At 67.5% G+C, this 23,966-nt stretch carries 25 protein-coding genes and 1 pseudogene; 8 read left to right on the top strand and 18 right to left on the bottom strand.

The genetic code is table 11. The annotated features are described in order from the left end of the window. Positions 1-53 precede the first annotated feature (53 nt). Positions 54-746, top strand: coding sequence for a septum formation family protein (locus tag V9G04_09690; protein ID MEI2713542.1), 693 nt, complete (start codon positions 54-56; stop codon positions 744-746). On the opposite strand, the gene era is transcribed toward V9G04_09690, so the two are convergent. Genes era through ybeY form a run of 6 tightly spaced genes read right to left on the bottom strand, consistent with a single transcriptional unit; the run spans position 743 to position 5,844 of the window. Beyond that, complete coding sequence (era, locus tag V9G04_09695) at positions 743-1,738, bottom strand: GTPase Era (GenBank protein MEI2713543.1); 996 nt, start codon at positions 1,736-1,738, stop codon at positions 743-745. The genes V9G04_09690 and era overlap by 4 nt on opposite strands. Further along, entirely contained in the window at positions 1,738-2,508 is a 771-nt protein-coding gene (locus V9G04_09700) for a siderophore-interacting protein (GenBank protein MEI2713544.1), read from the bottom strand. Before V9G04_09700 ends, era begins: the two co-directional genes overlap by 1 nt. A gap of 9 nt (positions 2,509-2,517) precedes the next feature. Further along, the gene (locus tag V9G04_09705) at positions 2,518-3,711 is read right to left on the bottom strand and encodes a hypothetical protein (GenBank protein MEI2713545.1); all 1,194 of its coding nucleotides are present in this window, start codon (positions 3,709-3,711) and stop codon (positions 2,518-2,520) included. Further along, positions 3,708-4,043 carry a cytidine deaminase gene (locus V9G04_09710; protein MEI2713546.1) on the bottom strand — a complete coding sequence of 112 codons (336 nt, stop codon included), beginning with the start codon at positions 4,041-4,043 and terminating at the stop codon, positions 3,708-3,710. The genes V9G04_09705 and V9G04_09710 overlap by 4 nt, the downstream gene beginning before the upstream one ends. A gap of 23 nt (positions 4,044-4,066) precedes the next feature. Then, on the bottom strand, positions 4,067-5,386 hold the full coding sequence (locus V9G04_09715) for a hemolysin family protein (GenBank protein ID MEI2713547.1): 1,320 nt from the start codon (positions 5,384-5,386) through the stop codon (positions 4,067-4,069). Between the two features lie 5 nt (positions 5,387-5,391). Further along, positions 5,392-5,844, bottom strand: a complete 453-nt coding sequence (ybeY, locus tag V9G04_09720; GenBank protein ID MEI2713548.1) for an rRNA maturation RNase YbeY — start codon at positions 5,842-5,844, stop codon at positions 5,392-5,394. Positions 5,845-6,032: 188 nt separating this feature from the next. Here ybeY and V9G04_09725 point away from each other — a divergent pair, with 188 nt between their 5' ends. Next, positions 6,033-6,491 carry a DUF6801 domain-containing protein gene (locus V9G04_09725; protein ID MEI2713549.1) on the top strand — a complete coding sequence of 153 codons (459 nt, stop codon included), beginning with the start codon at positions 6,033-6,035 and terminating at the stop codon, positions 6,489-6,491. Here V9G04_09725 and V9G04_09730 read toward each other — a convergent pair. Genes V9G04_09730 through V9G04_09745 form a run of 4 tightly spaced genes read right to left on the bottom strand, consistent with a single transcriptional unit; the run spans position 6,478 to position 9,125 of the window. Then, positions 6,478-7,485, bottom strand: coding sequence for a PhoH family protein (locus V9G04_09730; protein ID MEI2713550.1), 1,008 nt, complete (start codon positions 7,483-7,485; stop codon positions 6,478-6,480). The two genes, V9G04_09725 and V9G04_09730, sit on opposite strands and share 14 nt — an antisense overlap. A gap of 41 nt (positions 7,486-7,526) precedes the next feature. After that, positions 7,527-7,967: a hypothetical protein gene (locus V9G04_09735; protein MEI2713551.1), complete on the bottom strand. Its 441-nt coding sequence runs from the start codon at positions 7,965-7,967 to the stop codon at positions 7,527-7,529. Positions 7,968-7,974: 7 nt separating this feature from the next. Continuing rightward, positions 7,975-8,766, bottom strand: coding sequence for a hypothetical protein (locus tag V9G04_09740; GenBank protein MEI2713552.1), 792 nt, complete (start codon positions 8,764-8,766; stop codon positions 7,975-7,977). A gap of 11 nt (positions 8,767-8,777) precedes the next feature. Further along, on the bottom strand, positions 8,778-9,125 hold the full coding sequence (locus V9G04_09745; protein ID MEI2713553.1) for an HIT domain-containing protein: 348 nt from the start codon (positions 9,123-9,125) through the stop codon (positions 8,778-8,780). A gap of 7 nt (positions 9,126-9,132) precedes the next feature. Here V9G04_09745 and V9G04_09750 point away from each other — a divergent pair. The 3 genes and pseudogenes from V9G04_09750 (at position 9,133) to V9G04_09760 (ending at position 10,857) form a co-directional block, all read left to right on the top strand. Next, a pseudogene (locus V9G04_09750) lies at positions 9,133-9,453 on the top strand (sigma factor). Further along, complete coding sequence (locus V9G04_09755; protein MEI2713554.1) at positions 9,386-9,802, top strand: sigma-70 family RNA polymerase sigma factor; 417 nt, start codon at positions 9,386-9,388, stop codon at positions 9,800-9,802. Before V9G04_09750 ends, V9G04_09755 begins: the two are co-directional and overlap by 68 nt. 113 nt (positions 9,803-9,915) lie before the next feature. Continuing rightward, positions 9,916-10,857 (top strand): Gmad2 immunoglobulin-like domain-containing protein, encoded by a 942-nt coding sequence (locus tag V9G04_09760; GenBank protein ID MEI2713555.1) that lies wholly within the window; start codon positions 9,916-9,918, stop codon positions 10,855-10,857. Positions 10,858-10,864: 7 nt separating this feature from the next. On the opposite strand, the gene V9G04_09765 is transcribed toward V9G04_09760, so the two are convergent. From V9G04_09765 to hrcA, 3 genes are read right to left on the bottom strand one after another with little or no spacing between them, the layout of a single operon-like run. Beyond that, entirely contained in the window at positions 10,865-11,599 is a 735-nt protein-coding gene (locus tag V9G04_09765) for a 16S rRNA (uracil(1498)-N(3))-methyltransferase (GenBank protein ID MEI2713556.1), read from the bottom strand. A gap of 4 nt (positions 11,600-11,603) precedes the next feature. Continuing rightward, entirely contained in the window at positions 11,604-12,779 is a 1,176-nt protein-coding gene (dnaJ, locus tag V9G04_09770) for a molecular chaperone DnaJ (GenBank protein ID MEI2713557.1), read from the bottom strand. 18 nt (positions 12,780-12,797) lie between these two features. Then, positions 12,798-13,811: a heat-inducible transcriptional repressor HrcA gene (gene hrcA, locus V9G04_09775; protein ID MEI2713558.1), complete on the bottom strand. Its 1,014-nt coding sequence runs from the start codon at positions 13,809-13,811 to the stop codon at positions 12,798-12,800. Positions 13,812-13,874: 63 nt separating this feature from the next. Here hrcA and V9G04_09780 point away from each other — a divergent pair, with 63 nt between their 5' ends. Both V9G04_09780 and V9G04_09785 read left to right on the top strand, forming a co-directional pair. Further along, positions 13,875-14,669 carry an MBL fold metallo-hydrolase gene (locus V9G04_09780; GenBank protein ID MEI2713559.1) on the top strand — a complete coding sequence of 265 codons (795 nt, stop codon included), beginning with the start codon at positions 13,875-13,877 and terminating at the stop codon, positions 14,667-14,669. A 58-nt stretch (positions 14,670-14,727) separates the two neighbouring features. Further along, the gene (locus tag V9G04_09785; protein ID MEI2713560.1) at positions 14,728-15,579 is read left to right on the top strand and encodes a DUF3097 domain-containing protein; all 852 of its coding nucleotides are present in this window, start codon (positions 14,728-14,730) and stop codon (positions 15,577-15,579) included. Here V9G04_09785 and hemW read toward each other — a convergent pair. From hemW to V9G04_09805, 4 genes are all read right to left on the bottom strand, one after another. Continuing rightward, positions 15,576-16,793, bottom strand: coding sequence for a radical SAM family heme chaperone HemW (hemW, locus tag V9G04_09790; protein MEI2713561.1), 1,218 nt, complete (start codon positions 16,791-16,793; stop codon positions 15,576-15,578). The genes V9G04_09785 and hemW overlap by 4 nt on opposite strands. Positions 16,794-16,875: 82 nt before the next feature. Further along, positions 16,876-18,693, bottom strand: coding sequence for a long-chain fatty acid--CoA ligase (locus V9G04_09795; protein MEI2713562.1), 1,818 nt, complete (start codon positions 18,691-18,693; stop codon positions 16,876-16,878). A 111-nt stretch (positions 18,694-18,804) separates the two neighbouring features. Next, positions 18,805-19,569: an aminoglycoside phosphotransferase family protein gene (locus V9G04_09800; protein MEI2713563.1), complete on the bottom strand. Its 765-nt coding sequence runs from the start codon at positions 19,567-19,569 to the stop codon at positions 18,805-18,807. A gap of 153 nt (positions 19,570-19,722) precedes the next feature. Next, positions 19,723-21,426, bottom strand: coding sequence for an alpha-glucosidase (locus V9G04_09805; protein ID MEI2713564.1), 1,704 nt, complete (start codon positions 21,424-21,426; stop codon positions 19,723-19,725). A gap of 37 nt (positions 21,427-21,463) precedes the next feature. Here V9G04_09805 and V9G04_09810 point away from each other — a divergent pair, with 37 nt between their 5' ends. After that, entirely contained in the window at positions 21,464-22,552 is a 1,089-nt protein-coding gene (locus tag V9G04_09810; GenBank protein ID MEI2713565.1) for a crosslink repair DNA glycosylase YcaQ family protein, read from the top strand. Here the strand turns inward: V9G04_09810 and V9G04_09815 are convergent. Beyond that, positions 22,539-23,963, bottom strand: a complete 1,425-nt coding sequence (locus V9G04_09815; GenBank protein MEI2713566.1) for a DUF2332 family protein — start codon at positions 23,961-23,963, stop codon at positions 22,539-22,541. The two genes, V9G04_09810 and V9G04_09815, sit on opposite strands and share 14 nt — an antisense overlap. Positions 23,964-23,966: the final 3 nt, after the last annotated feature.

Here is a 23,966-nt window from a genome sequence, read left to right on the forward strand (position 1 = left end):
AACCGCCTCAGCGCCCGACGACGACTGCCTCGCCGAGTCCCACGAAGCCGCCGGTGCCTCCGAGTCCGGCGGCGGCTGCGTGCTATCGCCTCGCCTTCAAGGAGGCGATCTCCCCGATCAGCCATTCCGAGCCGGTGGCCTGCGCCAAGCGGCACACGTCACGCACCTTCCACGTCGGCCGTCTCAGCCGACTGTTCCCGGCCGGAGTTCCCGCGATCGACGTCCCACGGGTGCAGCAGAAGGTCGGCGCCGAATGCACGCGCCGCCTCACCGCATTCGTGGGCGGATCCCCTGCGGCCCGACTGCTGAGCATGCTGCGGCCGGTGTGGTTCACGCCGACGTTGGCAGAGGCCGACGCGGGCGCCGCATGGTTCCGTTGCGATGTCGTGGCGCTCGGCGCCGAGAACCAACTCGCCCCACTCACGGGTCGCCTGGCCAAGCGACTGGATCGCCCCGGGTGGCAGCAGACGTACGGACTGTGTGCCACGGCGCAACCGGGGACCAAGAACTTCCACCGCGTCTCCTGCGCGCGCAAGCATTCGTGGGTGGCGCTGTCGACGGTGCCGTTGACCGGTGGGCGCTACCCGGGTGTCGCGGCCGTACGGGCTCGCGGTGAAGACGTGTGCAAGCCCGCCGCTCGCGACCTCGCCGCGGACAAGCTGGATTATCAGTGGGGCTATGAGTGGCCCACGCTGGCGCAGTGGCGCGCCGGCACCCGCAACGGCGTGTGCTGGCTGCCGCGCTAGAAACCGAGTTTGCGCAACTGCTTGGGGTCGCGCTGCCAGTCCTTGGCGATCTTGACGTGCAGGTCGAGGTAGACCGGCGTGCCCAGCAGCGCCTCGATCTGCTGGCGCGCCGTCGTCCCGACCTGCCGCAGGCGAGAGCCCTTGTGGCCGATCACGATGCCCTTCTGAGAAGACCGCTCCACATAGAGGTTGGCGTGGATGTCCAGCAGTGGCTTGTCGGCCGAGCGGCCTTCGCGAAGGCCCATCTCCTCCACCACGACGGCGATGGAGTGCGGGAGTTCGTCTCGTACGCCGTCGAGTGCGGCCTCGCGGATCAGCTCTGCTGCCAGCACCTCCTCGGGAGCGTCGGTGAGATCGCCGTCGGGGTAGAGCTGCGGCCCCTCGGGCATCTGCGCGACCAGCAATTCACCCAACAGGTCGGTCTGGTCACCGGCCACCGCCGACACGGGGACGATCTCGGCCCACTCGGTGCCGGTCTCGGCGCCCAGTTTCGCAATATCCGAGAGGTGTTCGGCCAGGCGCTCGGGGCTCGCCAGATCGGTCTTCGTCGCGATCGCCATCTTGGGCTTGCGCCTGATCTTGGCCAGTTCGTTGACCAGGAACCGGTCTCCTGGGCCGATCTTCTCGTTGCTCGGGAAGCACACGGCGACCACGTCGACCTCGGCCCAAGTCGACTTGACCAGGTCGTTGAGGCGCTCACCGAGCAGGGTGCGCGGCCGATGCAGACCGGGGGTGTCGATCAGGATCAGTTGACCGTCGGGCCGGTGCACGATGCCGCGGATCGCCATCCGGGTCGTCTGCGGTTTGTCCGACGTGATCGCCACCTTGCGCCCGACCAGCGCATTGGTCAGGGTCGACTTGCCCGCATTGGGTCGCCCCACGAAGCAGGCGAAACCACTGCGGAATCCCTCGGGGTTGGCGAAGACGGCAGGCGCAGGCAGATCGAACTCGTCATCGAAGTCGTCCTCTTCGTGGTCGAAGTCCCGGCTCATCAGTGCCCGCCCTCTCGCGCAGCGTCGTAGTCCGCCCAGATCTCGTCGTCACTCTTCCCGGCAGCCTTGCCCGCGCGATAGATCGGCCCCGGATCGACCGCGCGCGGCTGCCGGGCCAGCGTCGCGCGCCAATAGCCCATCACGTCATAGTCGTGGCTCGACAGGCGGCGTACGCGCATCAGGTGCTTGCGGATCGCGCGCATCTGTGCCGACTCCCCGGCCATCCAGAAGTATCCGGGGCCTTCGGGCCAGTCAATCCCCTCGACGACCTCGCCGAGCGCGCTCTGCCCGGGCGCCGGAGGGGCCAGCCAGGTGACCTTCGCGGTCGCGGGCAGATAACCCGTCAGATCGTCCGGCACCTCGGCCCAGATCTGGGTGGGCAGGTCGGTGCTCTCCGCGATTCTCGCCATCGCGGGCATGGCCGTCAGGTCGCCGACCAGCAGCAACCACTGCGCGCCGGGCGGGAGCGCGTACGACCCTTTGGCCTCGGTCAGCGTGACGACCTCGCCGACCACGTCGCGGCGCGCCCACTCCGTGACCAGCCCGACCTCGTGCACCACGATGTCGAGTGTCAGTGTGCTGCCATCCCACGAGCGGACGGTGTAGTAGCGGCTCTGGAACTGCCCGGGCACGATCAGGCCGATCCACTCGTCTGGCAGGCCGGTGCTCTCGAAGCCGTCGATCTCACCGAGGGTCAGACGGACCAGATGCTCGCTGATCTGTTCGCGACCCAGGACGGTCGCCCCGAACTGCCGCGCTCTGGTGCTCACCGGCCGAGGCTATCGCGGCAGACGATCGAGTCGGGCTTCGAGACGCTTGGACGCCTCGTCAGGCCGATCAGCCTCGATCAGCACCCGGATCAGCGTGTCGTCGAGCACCTCACGCTGCGCGTGCGAGCCGCCATAACGCCAGAAGGCCGACTCCATCGCCAGCAGGTGATCGGCGGCACGCGCGGCCTCGCCCTCGATCTGACATGCCAGGGCGAGCGCGACGCGCGGCAGCAGCTCGGCCGCTCCAGGGGCGCTGAAGCCGCGAGCACGGTCGGCGTACGCCCGCAGGCCTTCCGCGTCGCGCGTTGTCGCCAGCGCGAGCGCGACCTGGAGACCCACGAAGGTGCTGGGTACGTCGTCGAGCAGGGGGCGTACGAGCGATCCCCACCCGATCCGGGCAGGATCGGCGCCGGGTGCGACGTGCCCGCGCAACTGGCAACGCCACAACAGCGAGGGCCCGTCGGCCAGGCGCCACGGATTGCTCTCGACAGCACAGGCCTGATAGCGCATCAGGGCGGACTCGCGGTCTCCGAGCGCCAGGTCGTGCAGTGCGCCGTGCCAGGTCAGGTGACCGAGCAACGGCCCGTCCGAGTCGGCACCGGGCAGCCACTCGTCGAGCCAGGCGCGACCGGCCGCATGATCTTCGGACTCGAAGAAGACATGAGCAGTGGGATGCGCGCCCGTAGGTCCGGCGGGGTCGAGATCCAGTGCTCGCTGCGCGAGCGAGGCTGCCTCCTCCAGGCGTCCCGCGTCCTGGTGCACCATCGCGAGCGATCCGAGCACGGCCGGGTGCTCTCCGAGCATGCGCAGACACGCCGTATGGCGACCGACCTGGTCGGTTCGCGGGCCCGTGCCCATCTCGATGACGTGATTGGCGATGGTGAGCCCGAGCGGGTCACCCGGGTGGTCGTGGTTGTGCCGCAGCCAGGACTCCTGGCTGGGCCACAACCCGGACTCGACTGTCTTCGCGATGACCGCCAGCAGCGAACGCTCCGCTTCGGTGCCTGCCGTGCCTCGCCGCGCGCGCTCCAGGGCGACTGCGGCGTCGACACCTGGCCAGCCGAAGAGCACGCGAGACAGGGCCAGCCAGCCGTGAGCCAGCGCGCGCTCGGGCTGGGCCTGGATCGCTGCTTCCAAGGCGGCTCGCTCCCCCGGCCGCCTGGTCAAGAACACCCAGACGAAGTGCTCCCAGGAGGCACTCACGCGCGCCCGCTGATCTCCCCGCGCGAATCGCCGAGCAGCACCGGGACATCCGCGCCACCCAGATCGCGTACGGCTGCCAGGCCCGGCACCTCGCCGACCAGGGCGCCTGTCAGCAGCACGGCGGCTTCGACGCCGGCCGCACCCGAGGACACGGCCATGGCAACGCAGCCTTCGAGCGCGGACAGTTGCAGCGACGGCAGGTCGACCGAGGCGGCGGCGTAGGTACGGCCGTCGAGGTCGCGCAGCGCGGCCCCCTCGCGTGCGTTCGTACGGGCGCGGGTCGCGCGCGCCAACGTCACCAGCTTGGCGTCTTCGGGTGCCAGGTCACTCACCCGAGCAAGCCTAGACGGCTGACTCAGCCGTCGCTCTGGCCGACCTCGTCGGCGGGTTCGGCCTCAGCTTTGTCCGTCGGCGCCAGGCTGACCAGCACGGTGCCGATGCGGTTGCGCCGGCCCTGGAGACGCTCGGCCTCGATCCGGACTCCGTTGACCTCGATATGCGACCCGGGGATCGGCACCCGGCCGAGATGTTTGGCGAGCAGCCCACCCAAGGTGTCGACGTCCTCGTCCACCACCTTGACGCCGACGAGCTCGTCGAGGTCGTCGACCGGATAGCGCGACGACACGCGTACGACTCCCTCCTCCAACTGCTCGACCTCGACGGCATCGGGGTCGTACTCGTCGGTGATCTCCCCGACGATCTCCTCCAGGATGTCCTCGATGGTGATCAGACCCGCGGTCCCGCCATATTCGTCGACCACGATGGCCACATGTTGGCGCATCGCCTGCATCTCCGAGAGCAATGCGTCGACCGGCTTGGAGTCCGGGACGAAGTGGGCCGGACGCATGATCGCCTCGACCCGCTCGACGAACTCCGCGTCGGGCTCGTCGAAGTCTCGGCGGACGACGTCTTTGAGGTAGACGAAGCCGAGGACGTCGTCGAGGTTCTCGCCGACCACCGGCACGCGTGAGAAGCCGCTGCGCAAGAACAGCGAGAGGGTCTGGCGCAGATTCTTGTGCCGCTCGACGAAGAGCACGTCGTTGCGCGGGACCATCACCTCACGCACCGTCGTGTCGCCGAGCTCGAACACGCTGTGGATCATCTTGCGTTCGCCGTCCTCGATCAGGCTCGACGCCTCGGCGAGGTCGACCATCTCGCGCAACTCGGTCTCGGTCGAGAACGGTCCTTGGGCGAAACCACGCCCCGGCGTGATCGCGTTGCCGAGCAGGATCAGCAGACTGGAGATCGGTCCCAGCACCCGGGTTATGAACGTGATGGCCCCCGAGGAGGCCAGTGCCATCCGGTCGGAGTGCTGGCGCCCCAGGGTGCGTGGTGCGACACCGATGAAGACGAAGGAGACCACGAGCATGATGCCCAGCGCGGTGACCAGCGCCTTCCAGAAAGCTCCGTCGAGCCATTCGAAGACGAGTTGGGTCACGATCACGATCGCGCCGATCTCGCACAACAGCCGCAAGAGAAGCACGGTGTTGAGGTGGCGAGGTGCATCGTCGAGCAGCAGGGTCAGTCGCTTGGCGCCCGGGCGCGACTCGTCGAGCAGTTCCGCAGCACGCGCCTTGGAGAACGACGCCAGCGCAGCATCCACTCCTGAGAACACCCCAGCGAGGATGACCAGCACGGCCGCCGCCACGAGCAGCCAGATATCAGCAGACTCCATCGGGGTCAGCGCTCCGCCCGCCAGGCGGCGAGCAACTCGTCCTGCAAGTCGAACATCACCTTGTGTTCCTCGGGCTCGGCATGGTCATAGCCCAGCAGATGCAAGATGCCATGGGTGGTCAGGAGCTCGATCTCGCCAACCGTGCCGTGTCCGGCGGTCTCGCCTTGGCGCTGCGCCACCGCGGGGCACAGCACCAGATCGCCGAGCACGCCCTCTTCCAGTTCCTCGTTGACCAGCCCTGGACGCAACTCGTCCATCGGGAACGCCAACACATCGGTCGGCCCCTGCTTGTCCATCCACTGCTCGTTGAGTTCGGCGATGGTTGCCTCGTCGACGGCTTTGATGCACAACTCCGCCTGCGGATGCACGCGCATCCGATCCATCACGAAACGCGCAAGCGCGGCGAGTTCCTTGACGTCGAGATCGTGTCCGGACTCGTTGAGGATCTCGATCGTCATGATGTGGGCACTCCGCTGAATCGACGCGTTAGGGACACGTCCTGATTATGGGGGCACACCGGCATGCCTTCCCAGACGACACCTTCGGGTCTCTGGTGATTTTTTCACACCCTTAATACTCAATAAAAGGAAGAGTCCATGGCTGCCAGAGCACCCCTGTCCCGTCGTCGGCTGGTTGCCAGCGCCGCGTGGTCCGCGCCCGCCCTGGACTCCTGCCGCTGACGGCGCATCCAGGCGCCAGCGTCGAGCCCAAGTTGCTGAGCATCAATGTCACCACCTCAGACGAGGCGGCCGACAACATGCGGATGTTCGAGCCGGCCACCTATTCAGTCAGCGGCATCACCGCGACGTATCACCTCGAAGGTGCCATGTCACTGACTGGACAACAGGCCGAGTTCACGTCGCCGAACGCCACAGTCCCCCCGGCGAATCCAACACCTCCAGGTCCCCCCATTGTCACGACGGCGTCAGGTCACGGCAGTCGATTCACTGCGGGGCCAACCGCGGGGGTGGCGACGATCGTGATCGATCACGTGATCCTCGACAAGGTCGAGATGTTGGGCGGTCCGTGGGGAGATGCCTCCACGAAGATCCAGCTCACCCCGCAGGCCTCGGCCACCAATCTTCGAGACTTTACGATCCTCTGACCGGGCTCGCGCTCCCGCGCGAGTCGAACTGGTCATAGGCGGCCACGATCTTGCCGACCAGGCGATGGCGGACGACGTCGTGGGCGGTCAGCTGATTGAAGGAGATGTCCTTCACGCCTTCCAGAATGTCGGTAACGATGCGCAAGCCCGACCTGGTGCCCCCGGGCAGGTCCACCTGGGTGACGTCACCAGTGACCACGATCTTGGAGCCAAACCCAAGCCGAGTCAGGAACATCTTCATCTGCTCGGGGGTGGTGTTCTGTGCCTCGTCCAAGATGATGAAGGAGTCGTTGAGGGTCCGTCCACGCATGTACGCCAGCGGCGCCACCTCGATCGTGCCGGCAGCCAGCAACTTGGGAATCGTCTCGGGATCGATCATGTCGTGCAGTGCGTCATAGAGCGGGCGCAGGTAGGGGTCGATCTTCTCGCTCAACGTGCCGGGCAGGAACCCGAGCCGCTCCCCAGCCTCCACCGCAGGCCGCGTCAAGATGATCCGGTTGACCTCCTTGGCGTGCAGTGCCTGCACCGCCTTGGCCATCGCGAGATAGGTCTTGCCCGTGCCCGCCGGACCGATTCCAAACGTGATCGTGTGCTTGTCGATCGCGTCGACATAACGCTTCTGGTTGAGCGTCTTGGGGCGGATGGTACGACCGCGGTTGCTCAAGATGTTCAGCGACAAGACATCGGCAGGACGCTCGTTGGTCTCCTCGCGCAACATGGCGATGACCCGCTCGACCGTCTCGGAGTTGACCCCCTGGCCGGTGCGGATCAAGGTGACCAACTCGTCGAAGAGTCGCTCCACGAGAGCGACCTCACCCGGCTCGCCGTGCAGGCTGATCCGATTGCCACGAATGTGGATGTCGGCGGCAAAGGACCCCTCGATCATGCCGAGATGCTCATCACCTGGGCCCAGCAACTGCACCATGTTGATGCTGTTGGGCACCACCACGACGTGCTTGGTCTTGGCGAGAGGTTGGGGACGCGAGTCAGTCATTCTGCTCGATTCTGGCGGCGTGGACAGTCGTACGCCCTCGATTATGGCCGGGTGACCGTCAGGATGCCCAAACACATTTCGTCGGTGGTGCCTTCGCCCCACACCACGTACTTGTCCTCGCGCTGGTGGTCGAAGGCGGGCAGTCGGTCGCGCAGCCACTGAACATGGCGGCAGGTGACCTTGACGGTCTCGTACGGCTGGACGGTCACCGGCTCGATGACCCGCGAGCCCTGGTCGTCGAAGTCCCAGACCGGGATATCGAGGACGGTGCGCGCCTGTGGGGTGCCCGGGTTGACCTCGATCTTGATGCTGCGTCCGAGCAGGTGCATGTGACCGGCGGCGGCGCGGATGGTCATCGGCTCGAGCACCGGGCGTACGCAGGAAGTCGTCTCACTCGCCTTGGGCTTGCCGCCGCACAGCACGTAAAGCAGGTCGTTGGTCGAACCCTCCCGGCCGCCGAAGCGCTCCTTGACGTCGGCCATCGCGGCCTCACGGTCGCACAGCGGACCCTTGGCCTTGCCCGCACGACAGGGGGAGCTCGACCGGTCCGGGCAGCAACATCGTGTGCAACGCCGTCATGTTGGGGGTGTTGCCAGGAGCCAGGCGCAACTGGATCGCCGAGATGTCGGCTTGCGCTCCCTTGAGCAGGTTGTAGTGCACCTGAAGGACGATCCGGCTGCCCTTCTCCAGTTTGCGTCCGAAGCCTGGCGCGCTGACCGACTCCTTGCCACCCGGCGCCCAGGCGCCCAGCCACGGCGCGTCGTTGAGCCCGTCCACGGGGTCCTGACCGAAGTTGGTCTGACCGAAGCAGGTCCAGCCCGGACCCTCCTCGGCGTCGTCGAGTTGCTTGATGTAGTCGTCGGATTCCTTCGGCGCCTCGAAGATGATCACGTGATGGACCACCTCGGGGTTGCCCGGGATGATCTGCGTGCCGGTGAGGTAGGCGTCCTTCTTGAGCTTGGGATCCAACACGAAGCAGCGGTAGTCGTCGGTGCCGATCCCCTTGGGAGCTGCGGGGGTGTAGGCCTCCGGCATCGCCAACGTCACCCGACGCTCACCCTTGCGTAGCGGCTTGGGCTTGGTCTGCGGGGTCGGCGTCGCGGCCAGCGTGGTGGTCGGCGACTCGCTGGCACCCTCGCTGGCACCCTCGCTGGCAGTGGTGGCGGTGGAAGCGGCAGTCGGCTCGCCAGCCTCCTGGGTGGCCTTCTCCTGGATCTCTTGGGCTCCACATGCCGACAGGATGAGCAGCGCCGCGGCGGCGACGGTGAAACGACGGATCATCGGGGTGCTCCTCATCCGGGGGGCCACTGCAAGGAGCGGCCACCCAGCACGTGCAGGTGGGCGTGGAAAACGGTCTGTCCGGCGGTCTCGCCCGTGTTGAAGACGCTGCGGTAGCCCGCAAGGCCTTCGGCGTCGGCCACCTGGGCCGCCAGATCGAACACCGCCGCGAGTGACTGCGGGTCCGCATCGGCCAGATCCGCGGCATTGGCGTAGTGGGCTCGCGGGATGACGAGCACATGGGTGGGCGCCTGGGGGTTGAGGTCGCGGAAGGCCACCGCGCCGTCGCTGGTGGCCACCACCTCAGCGGGCACGTCACCGGCGACGATCTTGCAGAACAGGCAGTCCACCGCGCTCGTCATGGCGCACATGCTATGTGGCGACGCGGCGCCCGTACGCATCTTCGCGTCAGGGAGAAAGTTCTACGCCGCGTGCGGTAAACCGAGCACGACGCTCGCACGTGCCATTAGCGTGACCGCCTATGCGACCGACGCGTGGTGCCTGCCCGTGAGCCGGCAGGACCTCGACGCTGACGCGGGCATCTCGCAACTCTACGCCGCGCACTGGCGCGGGCTGGTCAGGCTGGCGACGCTGCTGATGCGTGACTCGGCACTGGCTGAGGATGTCGTCCAGGACGCCTTCGTCGCGGTCCATCGCAAGTGGTCTGGACTGCGAGACCCCCAACGGGCGCTGCCGTACTTGCGTCGGGCGGTGGTCAACGGCGCCACGTCGCGACTGCGCCATCGTCAGGTGGTCAACCGACACGCGGCCAGCCAGCAGGGTCTGCCTGAGCAGGTGGCGGAGCTCGAGCGAGGCGGACACTCTGGACAAGGAGCGACGTACGGCCGTACTCACCGCACTGGCGGCGCTGCCGCGACGCCAACGCGAGGTGCTGGCCCTGCGTTATTACCTCGATCTTTCGGAGGCGGAGATCGCCGACACGCTCGGCATCTCTCGGGGCGCGGTGAAGAGTCACGCGTCTCGCGGTGTTGCCGCTTTGCGTCCGCTCCTCGAGGGCTATCTGAAAGACCTGCCATGACTGACGAAGAACTTCGGCGACTGATAGAGGACGCCGTCTCGGATATCCATCCCACAGATCGGCGCAGAGAGATTCTGGGCTCCGCGCGTCCGCGACGGAAAGTGAGCACGCCTATGTCTCGACGCTTCAGGTCCCAATGGCCGATCATCGGCGGCGCACTCGCCGCAGCCGTCGTCGTGGTGGGCGCCTTCGTCGTCATCGGCCAACAACGCGCCGAGGATTTGCCGAGTGCTTCGAGTTCGGGAGGCACACACGCGACGGAGCAAGCCTCGGAGGCCACCGAAACTGAGGGGGCAGCGGTGCCGGTCTACTACGTGGTCGACACCGAGCGCGCGGGCACTCGACTGGTCCGCGAATTCCGTCAGGTCGACGACCCAGTCCCGGGCGCACTGTCGCTGCTCGGTGAAGCGCCACTGGATCCGGACTACCGCACCTTGGTCCCGACCGGAGCGCTCGCGAGAGCGCAGATCGATGACGACCAGATCACGGTGGATCTCGCGTCCCGAGACTGGACCACGCTGCCCGAAGGCATGACCAGGGCCGACGCCCGGTTGGCGATCCAGCAGGTCGTCTACACGTTGCAAGGCATCGCGCAGTCACGCGCGCAGGTGCGATTCGTGCTCGACGACAAACCGGCCAAGGCCTTCGGCGTCACCACCGCGAAGGGCGTCTCCGCCGCAGGCTTCGGCGTGCTCAACCAGATGAGCATCACCACTCCCGAGCAAGGTCAGGTGATCACCGCAGGCGTACTGCGGGTGACCGGGGTCGGCAACGGGTTCGAGGCCAGCGTCGGCTGGGAGGTGCGCGATGCCTCGGGCGCGCGCGTGCTCGGTGGCGCGGCCATGATGCACGGTTGGCTGGAGGAGCGTCTCTTCCCCTTCGAGTTCACCGTCGACGTGTCACCTCTGCCACCTGGCAACTACACCATCTGGACCACGACCGACGACCCCACAGGCGGCACCGAAGGCGCGGGGGCCATGACCGACGACAAGGACTTCGTGATCGTTCAGACGAGCACGCCGTCGTCGTCGCTGACCGCGAGTCCGATCGGCTGAAGGGCGGCTACGTCCAACGGGGGCCGCGCGACAACACAGCGGCTGCAGCTGCCACGCCTGCGGTGGACGTACGCAGCACTTCGGCGCCCAGGCGTACGGACCGGGCGCCCGCTGCTTCGAACAACGCGACCTCCTCGTCGGTGAGGCCCCCTTCGGGACCGACGACGATCACGAGGTCCACGGCATCGTTCGACACCGCGCTCAACAGTGACTCGGTCGCCTCCTCGTGCAGAATGACGCTCGCCTCCGCGCCCCTGATCAGGGTGAGCACATCAGCGGTGTCGGCGAGCGGGAGCACCTCGGGATGCCAGACCCGGCGCGCCTGTTTTGCCGCCTCGCGTGCGGTCGCCGCCCACTTCGCGTGCGACTTCGCGGCGCGTTCGCCGCGCCAGACGGCCACACTGCGCGCGGCTGCCCACGGCAGGATCCGGGCGACGCCGATCTCGGTAAGCACCTCCACGGCGAGTTCGCCGCGCTCCCCCTTGGGCAGCGCCTGCACGACCGTGATCCGGGGGCTGGGCTCGGGCGTGTGCCTGACTTCCTCGACAGCCACCGTGAAGGAACGCTTGGCGGTCTGGGTCACCGCGCCGGCCACGCTGGAGCCGCAGCCGTCGGTGAGGATCAATCGCTCACCGACCTTGAGGCGTCGTACGACCACGGCGTGATGTGCCTCGTCGCCCTCGACGATGACCTCGCGGCCGATGCCGTCCAGCGACGGCACCACGTGGACGGGCAGGCTCATCAGATCACTTGTTGGGTTGGTTGAAGGCGTCCTTGAAACGGCTGAACACCGACTTGTGCTCCGCGCGGATCTGGCCGTCGGGGTGGTCCTCACCGCGCAGCGCGGCAAGTTCGCGCAGCAGCTCTTCCTGGCGGGCGTCGAGCCGGGTCGGGGTGTCCACGACCACCGTGACGACCAGGTCACCTCGGCCACCGCGCAGTCCGGGCACACCGCGTCCGCGCAGGATCTGCTCGGTGCCCGACTGCGTACCCGCACGCAACTCCACGTCGAAGGAGGTCTCCTGTTCGGTCTCCGGGTCCTGCTTCAGGTCTGCCTCCAGCGTCGGCAGCGTCAACGTCGTGCCCAGCGCGGCGGCGGTCATCGGCACCGTCGCCGTGCAGTGCAGGTCATTGCCGCGCCGGGTGAACACCGAGTGCGGCGCGACCTGGATCTCGACATAGAGGTCACCGGCCGGGCCACCGCCCGGACCGACCTCACCTTCGCCCTGCAGTTGCACCCGGGTGCCGTTGTCGACACCGGCAGGCAGCTTGACGTTGAGGGTCCGGCGCGAACGTACGCGCCCCTCACCCGCGCACTCGCGGCACGGGTCGGGGATCAGCGTCCCGAACCCGCGACATGCCGCACACGGTCGCAGCGTGCGGATCTCGCCGAGGAACGACCGCTGGACATGGGCCACCTCACCTTGACCTCGGCAGGTCTCACACGGCACGGGGTGCGTCCCGGCCGCGGTGCCCTCACCGTGGCAGGTGTTGCACACCACGGTCGTGTCGACTTTGAGTTCACGCGTGGCGCCGAAGGCGGCCTCGGCGAGGGTGACTTCGAGGCGTACGAGCGCATCCTGGCCGCGCCGGGTCCGCGAGCGCGGCCCACGCCCCCCACCACCGGCGGCCGCGCCTCCACCGAAGAACGCATCCATGATGTCGGTGAAGGAGAAGCCCTGCCCCTGGCCGGCACCGAACCCGCCGGAGAAGACGTCGCCACCACGGTCATAGCTGGCCCGTTTCTGTGGGTCGGACAGCACTTCGTACGCGCGCGAGACCTCTTTGAATTTCTCCTGCGCCGCCGGGTCGGGGTTGACGTCGGGGTGATATTGCCGGGCCAGCTTGCGGTAGGCCTTCTTGATGGTGTCGCCGTCGGCGTCACGGGAGACGCCGAGGTCGGCGTACAGGTCGGAGCTCACTAATCGTCCTTCTGTTTCTTACTGTTCGTCCAAGATGCGCGACACATAGCGCGCGACGGCACGTACGGCCGCCATTGTGGAGGGATAGTCCATCCGGGTGGGGCCGACGATGCCCAACGTCGCCAGCGCCTGCTGCTCGGGGCCGTAACCGGTCGCCACCACGCTGGTCGCGGCCAATTCCTCGAACGGGCCTTCGGCGCCGATGCGTACGGTCACCGCACCTCCCGTGCTGGCCTCGCCGAGGAGTTTGAGCAACACGACGTGCTCCTCCAATGCTTCCAGCAGCGGGCGTACGCCCGACTCGAAGTCGCCGAAGCGGGCCAGGTTCGCGGTGCCACCCACCACCACCCGCTCGTCGGAGCGGTGATCGGAGAGCGCCTCGACCAGGGTGCGCGCCAACGACGTGGTCGTCTCGGTGGCCTGCTGCTGGTCGGCCAGTTCCTGCAGCGCCGTCGTCGCCTCGGCCAGCCGCTGACCACTCGCGGCCTGGTTGACCGCGACCCGAAGGCTGACCAGATCCTCGTCGGCGATGGGGTCCGCGGCGTCGACGACCCGCTGCTCTACGCGACCAGTGCTGAGGATCAACACGACGAGAAGTTTGGTCGGCGCGAGCGCGACCAACTCGATGTGGCGCACCGTCGAACGCGAGAGCGTGGGGTACTGCATGACCGCGACCTGGCGGGTCAGTTGCGAGAGCAGACGTACGGACCGGGCGACGACGTCGTCAAGGTCGAGCGCACCGTCGAGGAAAGTCGCCAGCGCGCGCCTCTCCGCCGCGCTCATCGGCTTGACGGTGGTCAGCTTGTCGACGAAGAGGCGATAGCCCTTGTCGGTCGGCACCCGGCCGGCCGAGGTGTGGGGCTGGGTAATGAAGCCCTCCTCCTCCAGCACGGCCATGTCGTTGCGGACGGTCGCGGGCGAGACACCCAGGCGATGCCGGTCGACCAGCGCCTTGGAGCCGACCGGCTCCTCGGTGGAGACGTAGTCCTCGACGATGGCGCGCAGCACGGCCAGACGACGCTCGTCGGACATCTGCGCTCCCTTCTCGACTAGCACTCGCAGTTATCGAGTGCCAAGCCTACTAGTCTCCTCGTCATGGCCGATTTCACCGAGGTTGCCGAGCGCGTGTGGGTCGCGCGCTATGCACAGTTCGACGTTAACGTCGCTGTCGTCGGCGGCGCGGACGGGCTGGTCGTCGTCGACACGCACGGCACGGCAGCCGCGGCGCGCGAGGTGGTGGAAGACGTACGCGCTCTTGCGCAAGCCCTCGCCTCGCCGTCGGTCCGGGCCGTCGTCAACACCCACGTCCACTTCGACCACACTTTCGGCAATGCCACGTTCGCGGATGCGTTCGGACCGAACCTGCCGATCCACGCGCACGAGACCCTCCCCGAGGACCTGCCCGACGACATCCTCGCGCCCACGCACACCTTCTCGTCCGTACGCGTGCTCGACCTGGGCGACCGGCAGATCGAGTTGGTGCACCCGGGGCGTGGACACTCCCGCGGCGACATCGTGATCAGCGTTCCGGACGCGAACGTGCTGCTCGCCGGCGACCTGGTCGAGGAGTCGGCCCACCCTTCGTACGGCCCGGACTCCTATCCCCTGGAGTGGCCCGCGACCCTCGACGTCCTCCATCAACTCATCCGCCCGGACACCCTCATCGTGCCCGGGCACGGGGCACCGGTGGACCGGGACTTCGTGGAGGACCAACGTCACGATCTCGGGGTGATCGCGGAGACCATCCGGGATCTGGCCTCGCGTGGGGTGCCGGTTGACCAGGCACTCGAGGCGGGCGCGTGGCCGTGGCCTGCGGAGACGCTGGGCGACGCGGTCGTGCGAGGCTACGAGCACCTGCCGCGCGGGACGCGCCAACTGCCGCTGATCTGACTGGTCGCCAGGGCGCGTCATGCGAGGGTTGCGGTCCGCCACCGCCTAGCCTCGACCGGTGCCTTCCCCACACGATCGTTATGGTTCCGACGTCCTGAGTACGGACTGGCGCGCTCCAGCGCGCGGTCGCGCGGTCGAGGTCGCGGCCGTGCTCGGTGAAGTGGTCGAGGAGGTCGAGACCGACTTCTGTGGCGAGATCGTCTCGATCGATCGTGACCTGCGCACCGTCACGCTGGAGGATCGTCGCTCGGTGCGCCGCACCTTCCCGATGGGGCCTGGCTTCTGGATCGACGGCAAGCCGGTCGTGTTGACACCACCGGTGCAGAAGTCTGCACCTGCGAAGGCCACACGAACGGCCTCGGGATCCGTTGCCGTGCACGACGCCAAAGCGCGCGTGGCTCGGGCGAGCCGGATCTATGTCGAGGGTCGCCACGACGCCGAACTTGTCGAGAAGGTCTGGGGTGACGACCTGCGGATCGAGGGCGTGGTGGTGGAGTATCTCGGCGGCGTCGACGATCTGGCCGAGCACCTGCGCGCCTTCAAGCCCGGTCCGGAGCGGCGGGTCGGCGTCCTGGTCGACCATCTCGTCCGCGGCTCCAAGGAGTCCCGGATCGCCGACCACATCGCGCGCTCGGACATCGGCAAGGACGTGCTGATAGTCGGCCACCCGTTCATCGACATCTGGCAGGCGGTCAAGCCGACGCGACTCGGCTTTGAGAAGTGGCCAGAAGTACCTCGTCGCGAGGACTGGAAGCGCGGCACCTGCCAACGTCTGGGCTGGCCCCATCGAGACCAGGCCGACATCGCCCGAGCATGGAAGCACATCCTGGGCGGCGTACGCGGTTTTCAAGACCTCGATCCCGCGCTGCTCGGGCGCGTCGAGGAATTGATCGACTTCGTGACGACCTAGGGCAGCAGCGCGCGGACGACGGCGTCGGCCAGCAGCCGGCCGCGCAGGGTGAGGACGAGACGGTCCGACTCGACCTCGAGCAGGCCGTCATCGAGGAGGGCGGGCACGGCGGCGCGCCCGGCGTCATCGAGCACGTCGTACGACAGCCCGCTCACCAGCCGCGACTCCAGCAGAACGCGTTCGACCCGCCGCGTCTCCTCATCAAGCACCTCGCGCGCCAATGCCGGGCTGAGCCCAGCGTCGAGGCGGGAGGCGTACGCGGTCGGGTGCCTGACGTTCCACCACCGCACTCCCCCGACGTGGGAGTGCGCACCCGGACCGATGCCCCACCAGTGCGCGCCGGTCCAGTACAGCTCGTTGTGCCGACACTTACTGGCCGGGCGCCGCGCCCAGTTGGAGAGTTCGTACCAGTCCAACCCCGCGCCACCGAGCAACTCGTCGGCGAGCGCGTACTTGTCGGCCATGTCGTCGTCGTCTGGTGCCGCGATCTCACCTCGGCGAACCTGACGTGCCAGCGCGGTGCCCTGTTCGACGATCAGGGCGTACGCGGACACGTGATCGGGCACGCAACTCAACGCAGACAGCAGGGTTTCGCGCCAGTCCCCGATCGTCTCCCCCGGCGTGCCGTAGATCAGGTCGAGACTGACCTCGTCGAAACCGGCCGCTCGTGCCCACTCGACCGCGGCGGGCACCCGCAACGGATCGTGCGTGCGGTCCAGAACACGCAGCACGTGACCCATCGCGGACTGCATGCCGTACGAGATGCGCGTGAACCCTGCTGCCCGCAGATCCGCCAGGCTCCACTCGGTGACGCTGTCGGGATTGGCCTCGGTGGTGACCTCCGCGTCCGGGGCGAGGCCGAAGTGCGCGGCGATCGCCGCCAGGATCGCGGCCAGGTCTCCCGCCGCAAGCAACGTCGGCGTGCCGCCACCGAAGAACACCGTCTCGGCGCGCGGGACGGTCCCGCTCTCGGCCAGCACCCGGGCCGCAAGCTCGATCTCGGCGATCGCGGTCTCGGCGTACGACGCCTGGGCCCCGCCACCGCCCAGCTCGCTGGAGGTGTAGGTGTTGAAATCGCAGTAGCCGCAGCGCACCCGGCAGAACGGCACGTGGACATAGACGCCGAACGGCTGTGCGCCCACTTCGGTGAGGGCAGGCCCCGGAAGTCGTCCGTCGTCGGGAGCCGGGTCGCCGTCGGGAGGGGTTGAGGGCACGCCTCATCCAACACGAACCCCGCCCCGTACGACGAAGCGCGCCGCCCCCGGCCAGGGACGGCGCGCTTCGCGGTCGGACGAATCAGCTGTAGAAGCTGTCGATGACGTCCTTGTAGTTGTCCTCGACGACGTTGCGCTTGACCTTCATCGACGGGGTGAGCTCGCCAGACTCGACGGTGAGGTCGTGGTCGAGCAGCGCCCACTTCTTGATGGTCTCCCAGCGGTTGAGCTGGCCGTTGAGTTCGTCGACGTAACCCTGGACCATCTCCCTGGTCTTGTCGTGCGCGACGATCGCCGCGTAGTCGCCCTCGACGTCGTTCTCCTTGGCCCACTCGGCGATCGCCTCGGGATCGAGAGTGACCAGGGCGGAGACGAAGTTGCGCTCGTTGCCGAAAGCCATGAACTGACTGGCGTACGGGCACAACGCCTTGAACTTCGACTCGATCGCCGGCGGCGCGACGTACTTGCCGCCGGAGGTCTTGAAGAGTTCCTTGATGCGACCGGTGATGCGCAGCTTGCCATCCGCGTCGAGCGCACCCTTGTCGCCCGTGCGCAGCCAGCCGTCCTCGGTCAGGGTCTTGGCAGTCTCCTCAGGCAGGTTGTGATAGCCGTCCATGACACCCGGGCCCTTGATCAGGACCTCGTCGCCCTCGCCGAGCTTGACCTCCGAGCCCGGGAAGACGAAGCCCACCGTGCCGAAGGCGTAGTCGTCGGGCAGGTTCACGAACGATCCAGCCGAGCTCTCCGTAAGGCCGTAGCCCTCGAGAATCTTGATGCCCGCGGCGTGGAACCACTCGGCGATGTCACGGTTGAGCGCGGCGGCACCGGAGATGAAGAAGCGCACCCGGCCACCGAAGCGGTCGCGCACCTTGCTGAAGACCAGCTTGTCGAAAAGACCGTGCTGCAGCTTGAGCATGAACGGGACGGACTTGCCTTCGCGGTTGAGCTGGTCGACCTTCCGGCCGACCTCGAACGCCTTGAGGAAGATCTTCTCCTTGGCGCCGCCCTCGGCCGCCTGCATCATCACGATCTTGGAGTGGGCCTTCTCGAAGATGCGCGGCGCCGCACCCATGAAGGTGGGCTTGACGACGGCAAGGTTCGGCACGATCTTCTCGACCGTGCCGTCGATCGCCGCGGCGAAGCCACACGCCATCTGCGTGGACATCAACACCTTGCCGAAGGAGTGCGCCATCGGCAACCAACGGAACTCCAGGTCGTCCTCGGACAAGATGCCCTTGGCGCGGATCGCTTCCCCCTCATACACCCACGACGAGTGCCGCAGGCGTACGCCCTTGGGGCGCCCGGTGGTGCCGGACGTGTAGATGAGCGTGGCGAGCGCGTCACCCTCGATCTTGTCGGCCTGCTCACGGATCACGTTGGGGTGCTCGGCCAGGTAGGCGTCGCCGAGCGCGGCGAGGTCGTCATAGCCGATGATCCAGTCGCCGTCGGTCTGGCCGTCGAAGGTGACGACCTTCTCCAGGTGGGGAAGCTCGGACTTGCGTGCCTTGAGCTTGGCGAGTTGGGCGTCGTCCTCGGCGAAGACCACCTTGCACTCGGAGTCGGCCAGGATGTACGCCGTGTCGTCCTCGTTCGTGGTGGGGTAGACGGTGGTGGTGGCCGCACCGGCGCACATCACCGCGAGGTCGGCCAGCACCCACTCATAGCGGGTGCCGGACGCGATGCCGACACGCTCCTCCATGGCCACGCCGAGGGACATCAGGCCGGCAGCGAGGCGATCCACCTGCTCGCCTGCCTGCTTCCAGGTCAGCGATTCCCATACTTCGCCGACCGGGTAGCGAAACGCTTCGCGATCGGGGGTTGCGGCCACTCGATCCAGGAACTGGACGGCGACGTTCTTGGGCATTGTCTCGAGGAAACTGGTGTCCGTGGCGGCGGTCATAGCGCTGTAAAACTCCCGATCTGGTGCGCGAAGGCGAACTTCGCGAAATTGACTTGGGAGTAACCTAGATCACGTCACCAACCCGTGGTCAGGTAGTCCGGAAAAAGTCCGTCAATCCTGGACCGCCTTTACTATCGCCAGGCACCGAGTGATCCACTCCCGCTCGTCCCTCGACAACTCGCGCGACATCCGCCTGGCGTCCTCGACCGCCCACCCGGCGTTGAGCACCATACGTACGACCACCCAGTCGCGGGCGCGCTCCTCGTCGAGTCCAGCGGCGTCGACGAGCGTGTGGAATCGCAGCCGTACGCCGTCGCGTACGTTGCCGGCCAACTCCTCCCAGCGATCCCACAGCATCGGCGCCGGCTCGTAGTGCGGGTCGCCGCTCATCGGCTTGGGGTCGATCACCAGCCAGGGCTCGCGGTCGGCCGCGAGCACGTTGGCGTAATGCAGGTCGCCGTGGATGATCCGGCCCGTGCTCGCCTCGTCACTGACCAGCGCCCGGCCCAGATGCACGGTCTGCTCGACATAGCGTCGCGGCACGGGGATGTCGCGACCGAGAGCGACCAGGTCGTCGAGCCACCGGTCGACGTACGACGTCAGCGTGCGCAGCTGCGGCAGCACCGGTTGGTGCAGACGCGGATAGAAACCTGCCACGATCTCGCAGGCCTCGACATCCCACACGTCGCTGAGGTCCTGCGCATGCAGTCGCTCCAGGAGCAGCGCGCGGCGGCGCGGGTCGGCACGGAGCAGGCGTACGACCCCGTCACCGGCCCAGTGCTGCAGCGCCAGCGCCTCGTGCTGCGATTCGTCGTCACCGTCGAAGGAGATCTTGAGCATCGCGGGCGCGTTGGCAAGGGTGCGCACCGGCAGCACGAGGGAACAGAATCCGTGCAGCGATCCACCGTCGAGAGTCGAGCTCCCACTCCTCCAGGAGTGCGGCGGCAAGTCCGGGCAGGCGGTCCAACCACTCGCCCCACGCGGGGCCGAGGTAACGCTGCCGCTCCAACTCGGGAGGGATCTGCGGGCTCACTGATCCTCGGTGACGTCGACGATGAGCGCTTCCCAGGGCTGGAGCGTGCGGCCTTCACGCGGCTGCGAGCCTCGACCCGAGGCCGGCACGATCGGCGCGGATGTCCAGTCGTACGCCTCGATCTCAGCGGTGGCCTCGCTGTCCGAGAGGTTCGCGATCACCAACAGCGTGCGGCCGTCGTACGACCGGGTGTACGCATAGAGTTGCGGGTGGTCGGGCAGCAGCATCGTGAAGTCGCCGTGCGCGACCACCGGGTCGTCGTGGCGCAGCCGGATCAGTGCCTGGTGGTGGGCGAACACCGAGTCCGGGTCGCCAACCTGGGCGGCTGCGTTGATCCGCGTGGAGTTGGGGTTGACCGCGATCCACGGCTCGCCCGTGGTGAACCCAGCATGGGCGCTGGCGTCCCACTGCACCGGCGTACGCGCGTTGTCGCGGCCGACCTTGCGAAGTCCGCGCAGCACCGCCTCGGGGTCGGCCCCGGCGATGGTGGCCTCCGCGAAGTGGTTGAGGGACTCCAGGTCACGGAAGTCGGCGATCGTGTCGAAGACCGAATTGGTCATGCCGAGTTCCTCGCCCTGATAGACGTACGGCGTCCCGCGATGCAGGTGCAGCACGGTCGCGAGGGCCTTCGCGCTGGCTACGCGATGCTCGGGAGAGTCGTTGCCGAAGCGGCTGACCGCGCGGGGTTGGTCGTGGTTGTCCCAGTACAGCGAGTTCCAGCCGCGGTCGGCCATGCCCTCCTGCCAACGTCCGAAAACCTCCTTGAGGCGCACCAGGTCGATCGGCTGCACGTCGAACTTGCCGCCCGGACCGGAGTCGAGACCGACGTGGTCGAACTGGAAGACCATGTCGACCTCGGCGTTGGCAGGATCGGTGTATTCGAGCGCCTGCTCGATGCTGACACCGGGCATCTCCCCCACGGTCAAGAGCCCGTCGCGACCGGCGAACACCTCGCGATGCATCTCTTGGAGCCACTCGTGGACCTTGGGTCCGTCGACGATCTGGTCGAAGGAGAAGCCCCAGCCGTTGAAGAGGGGGCCGTCCTCGTACGACCGCTTGTGGATCAGGTTGATGACGTCCATCCGGAAGCCGTCGACGCCTCGGTCGAGCCACCAGCGCATCATCTCGAAGACCGCCTCGCGAACCTCGTCATTCTCCCAGTTGAGGTCGGGCTGCTTCGGGCTGAACAGGTGCAGGTAGTACTGCCCACGCGACTCGTCCCAGGTCCACGCCGGTCCGGAGAAGAAGGAGCCCCAGTTGGTCGGCTCGGCGCCCGGTGTGCCGCCGACGAGACCGGGGCGCGGGTCGCGCCAGACGTACCACTCGGCCTTGGCGTTGTCGCGGCTGCCCCTGGACTCCTCGAACCAGGCATGCTCGTCGGAGGAGTGGTTCACGACGAGGTCCATCACGATCTTGATGCCGCGGGCATGTGCGTGCGCCAGCAACTCGTCGAAGTCCTCGAGCGTGCCGAAGAGCGGGTCGATGTCCTGGTAGTCACTGATGTCGTAGCCGTTGTCGTCCATCGGCGAGCGATAGACCGGGGACAGCCAGATCACGTCGATCCCGAGCGTGGCCAGGTGGTCGAGGCGGCTGGTGATGCCGGGGATGTCGCCGATCCCGTCGCCGTTGCTGTCTTGGAAGGACCGCGGATAGATCTGATAGACGACGGCGGACTTGAACCAGTCGGATGCTTCGCTCACGCAGTTGACCCTAATGGGGTCGCCTACGCTCGGGGCCGTGCTGACGTGGGAAGACCTGGCCGGTCATGCGCTCGCGCGCCAGTTCGGCGTCCGGGTCCTGGACGGTGGAACTGTGGGTGCCGCGGGTCCGATGCAGACCCAGACGGCACGGGCCGCGTTCCTGGCGCTCGCAACGCGCAGCGAGATGGCGTACGACGACCTCACGCAGGCCTATCGCGACGGCAGGCTCGTGCGTGGCAGCAACATCCGCGGCACCGTGCACACGTCGACGCCCGCGCAGCAACGCGTCTTGGATGCCGTGTCACGGATCGGTCTGCGGCGGTCGTGGCAGCGCTGGCTGGGACTGGAGGACGTCGAGGCCCTGTGGAAGGCGGTCGACGACTTCGCGGCGCAGTGGCGTACGCCTGCCGAGGTGGCAGAGTTCACCACCAGGTGGCTGGTTGCCCACGGTCTCGACGCCGCGATCATGACTCAGCCGCAAGGCCGGTTCCTGAGTCTGTCGATCGGGCTCGTCCGGATGCCCGCGAACGGCGACTGGGCGGGCCAGGGAGCACCGTTGTATCGGTCGGCTCGAGTGCACACCGGCTTGCCGCTGCCGACCCCGGATCGCGCCGTCGAGCAGGCGATTGAGCTGCACGTACGTGCGCACGGGCCGTCGAGTCGTGAGGACATCGCGTGGTGGTCGGGACTGCCTCAACGTGTCGTCACTGCGGGGATCGAGCGGCTCTCGCTGGTGTCGTACGACGGTCCGCTCGGCCGGGCGTACGTCGATCTGCCGGGCTCGCAGATCTCGCCTCATGTCGAGATCCCCGGACTGCGGTTGTTGCCGGAGTTCGACGCGCTGCTTTGTGCGTACGACTCCAAGGCTCGCGACCGCTTCGTCTCCCCCGAACTACACCCCCTACTCTTCAACGCCAAGAACGGGTTGTGCCGACCGCCGGTGTTGATCGACGGTCGGATCGGTGGGGTCTGGAGAGCGACCGGGTCCGCGAAGAAGCGACCGCTGGAGATCACTTACTTCCCCGGGACGCGGCGACCGACCGATGCCGAACTCGCCGAGGCTGTCGGTCAGGTGGAGGCCGGGCTGGCGATCGCTGTCACAGGGGTCAGCGTCACGCCAGGATGACCGGGAGGCCGTGGTGATGTGAGCGCGCGATCACGTCGCCGTCGATCGTCAACGCGGGGCCGTGTGCCTCAATCACGTAGCCGTCGCTGCCCTGCACCGGAGGCACGCCCTCCATTGTGATGTGCACGATCGGCACCCGCTCTCGGGCGTCGGCGATGGCTGCGTCGACTGCGTCCGACTCAGACTCCGGCCAGTACTGCCGCGTGATCGACTGCCACACCACCGTCAGGATGTCCTCGTCCACCGGTCGGGCGAGCTGCGCAGACATCCACTGCGCCGCAGGGGCCTCGTCGACGGTGACCGGGTGCTGTCCGGCGATCTCGAGCGCTCTGGCCAGGCGCTCGGAACGCGCGAGATCGAACGGCCACACGAAGGAGCGCAGGTAGGTCGCGCCGTCGCTCGTGCTCGCGTCCACGGGCGACAGGTCGCAACCACCACGTTCGACAATCTCGAACTCGACGGGTTCGACACCCAGCGCTCCCGTTTCCATCGTCAGCGTCGAGCTGCCCCAAGCCCAGTCCGTACCGCGGTAGGCATACCTGTCGACGTGGAGATTGAGACCCGCGCTCGCGCCGGGTTCGAGCAGCCTCACCTTGCGAAGACCCGAGCGTCTCACCGCCTCGAAGAGCGCAATGATCAGACCGGCCGAGCGGCCCACCTCATTGGTCTGTGGCGGCAGGTCGAGCGCCGCTCGCAGTTCGGCTTCGTGAGTGGTCAGCAGCGGCCGGAGGTACGGCCACGCCAGTGCCGGGTCCTCCGTGCCTCCCAGGGCCGGATAGAAGCGCACCAACTCAGGTGCCTCGCCGCGCAGCACGATCCGATAGATCGCGGCCAAGAGCCGCAGCTGGATCGCATCGCCACGGCTCGCGGACAGTTTGTCGCGACAGATCCGTGCGGTGGCCCCGCCCGCGTCGAGATCGTCGGCCAGGTGATCGAGCAGCACGCCGTACAGGTGTTCGTGGTGGCCGAAGTGGTGTCGGAACTGATCGGCCAGGCTCGGCTGGGCGACGGGGTTCCGCCGGGCCAGCAGCGGCAACAGTCGCTTGGTCAGCGGAGCGAGGTCGTCAGCCGGAGCAGCGTCGAGCGCCACCCAGCGCAGCTCTTCGATCTCGGCCGCGATCTGCGGCTCGCCGGGCAACTGCGCGACGAAGACGTGCGAGCGTACGAGATGCCCGGGCTCGTTGGCGGCGTCGGCCTCGAAGACGCCAAGCAGTTGCACCCCCTCGACCACCAGGCCCAGTTCCTCACGCACCTCACGGATCGCCGCGTCGTCGGGCTCCTCCCCCGGCTCCCACTTGCCGCCCGGCAGCATGAAGCGGCAGGTGCCCCGCTTGCGTACGGTCAACACCTGGCCGTCGCGCACCATCGCGACCGCCGAGACCACGATGGTGGGCCGTTCGTCCCCAGACATGCC

This window comes from Nocardioides sp. (assembly GCA_037045645.1).
Taxonomy (GTDB): Bacteria; Actinomycetota; Actinomycetes; order Propionibacteriales; family Nocardioidaceae; genus Nocardioides.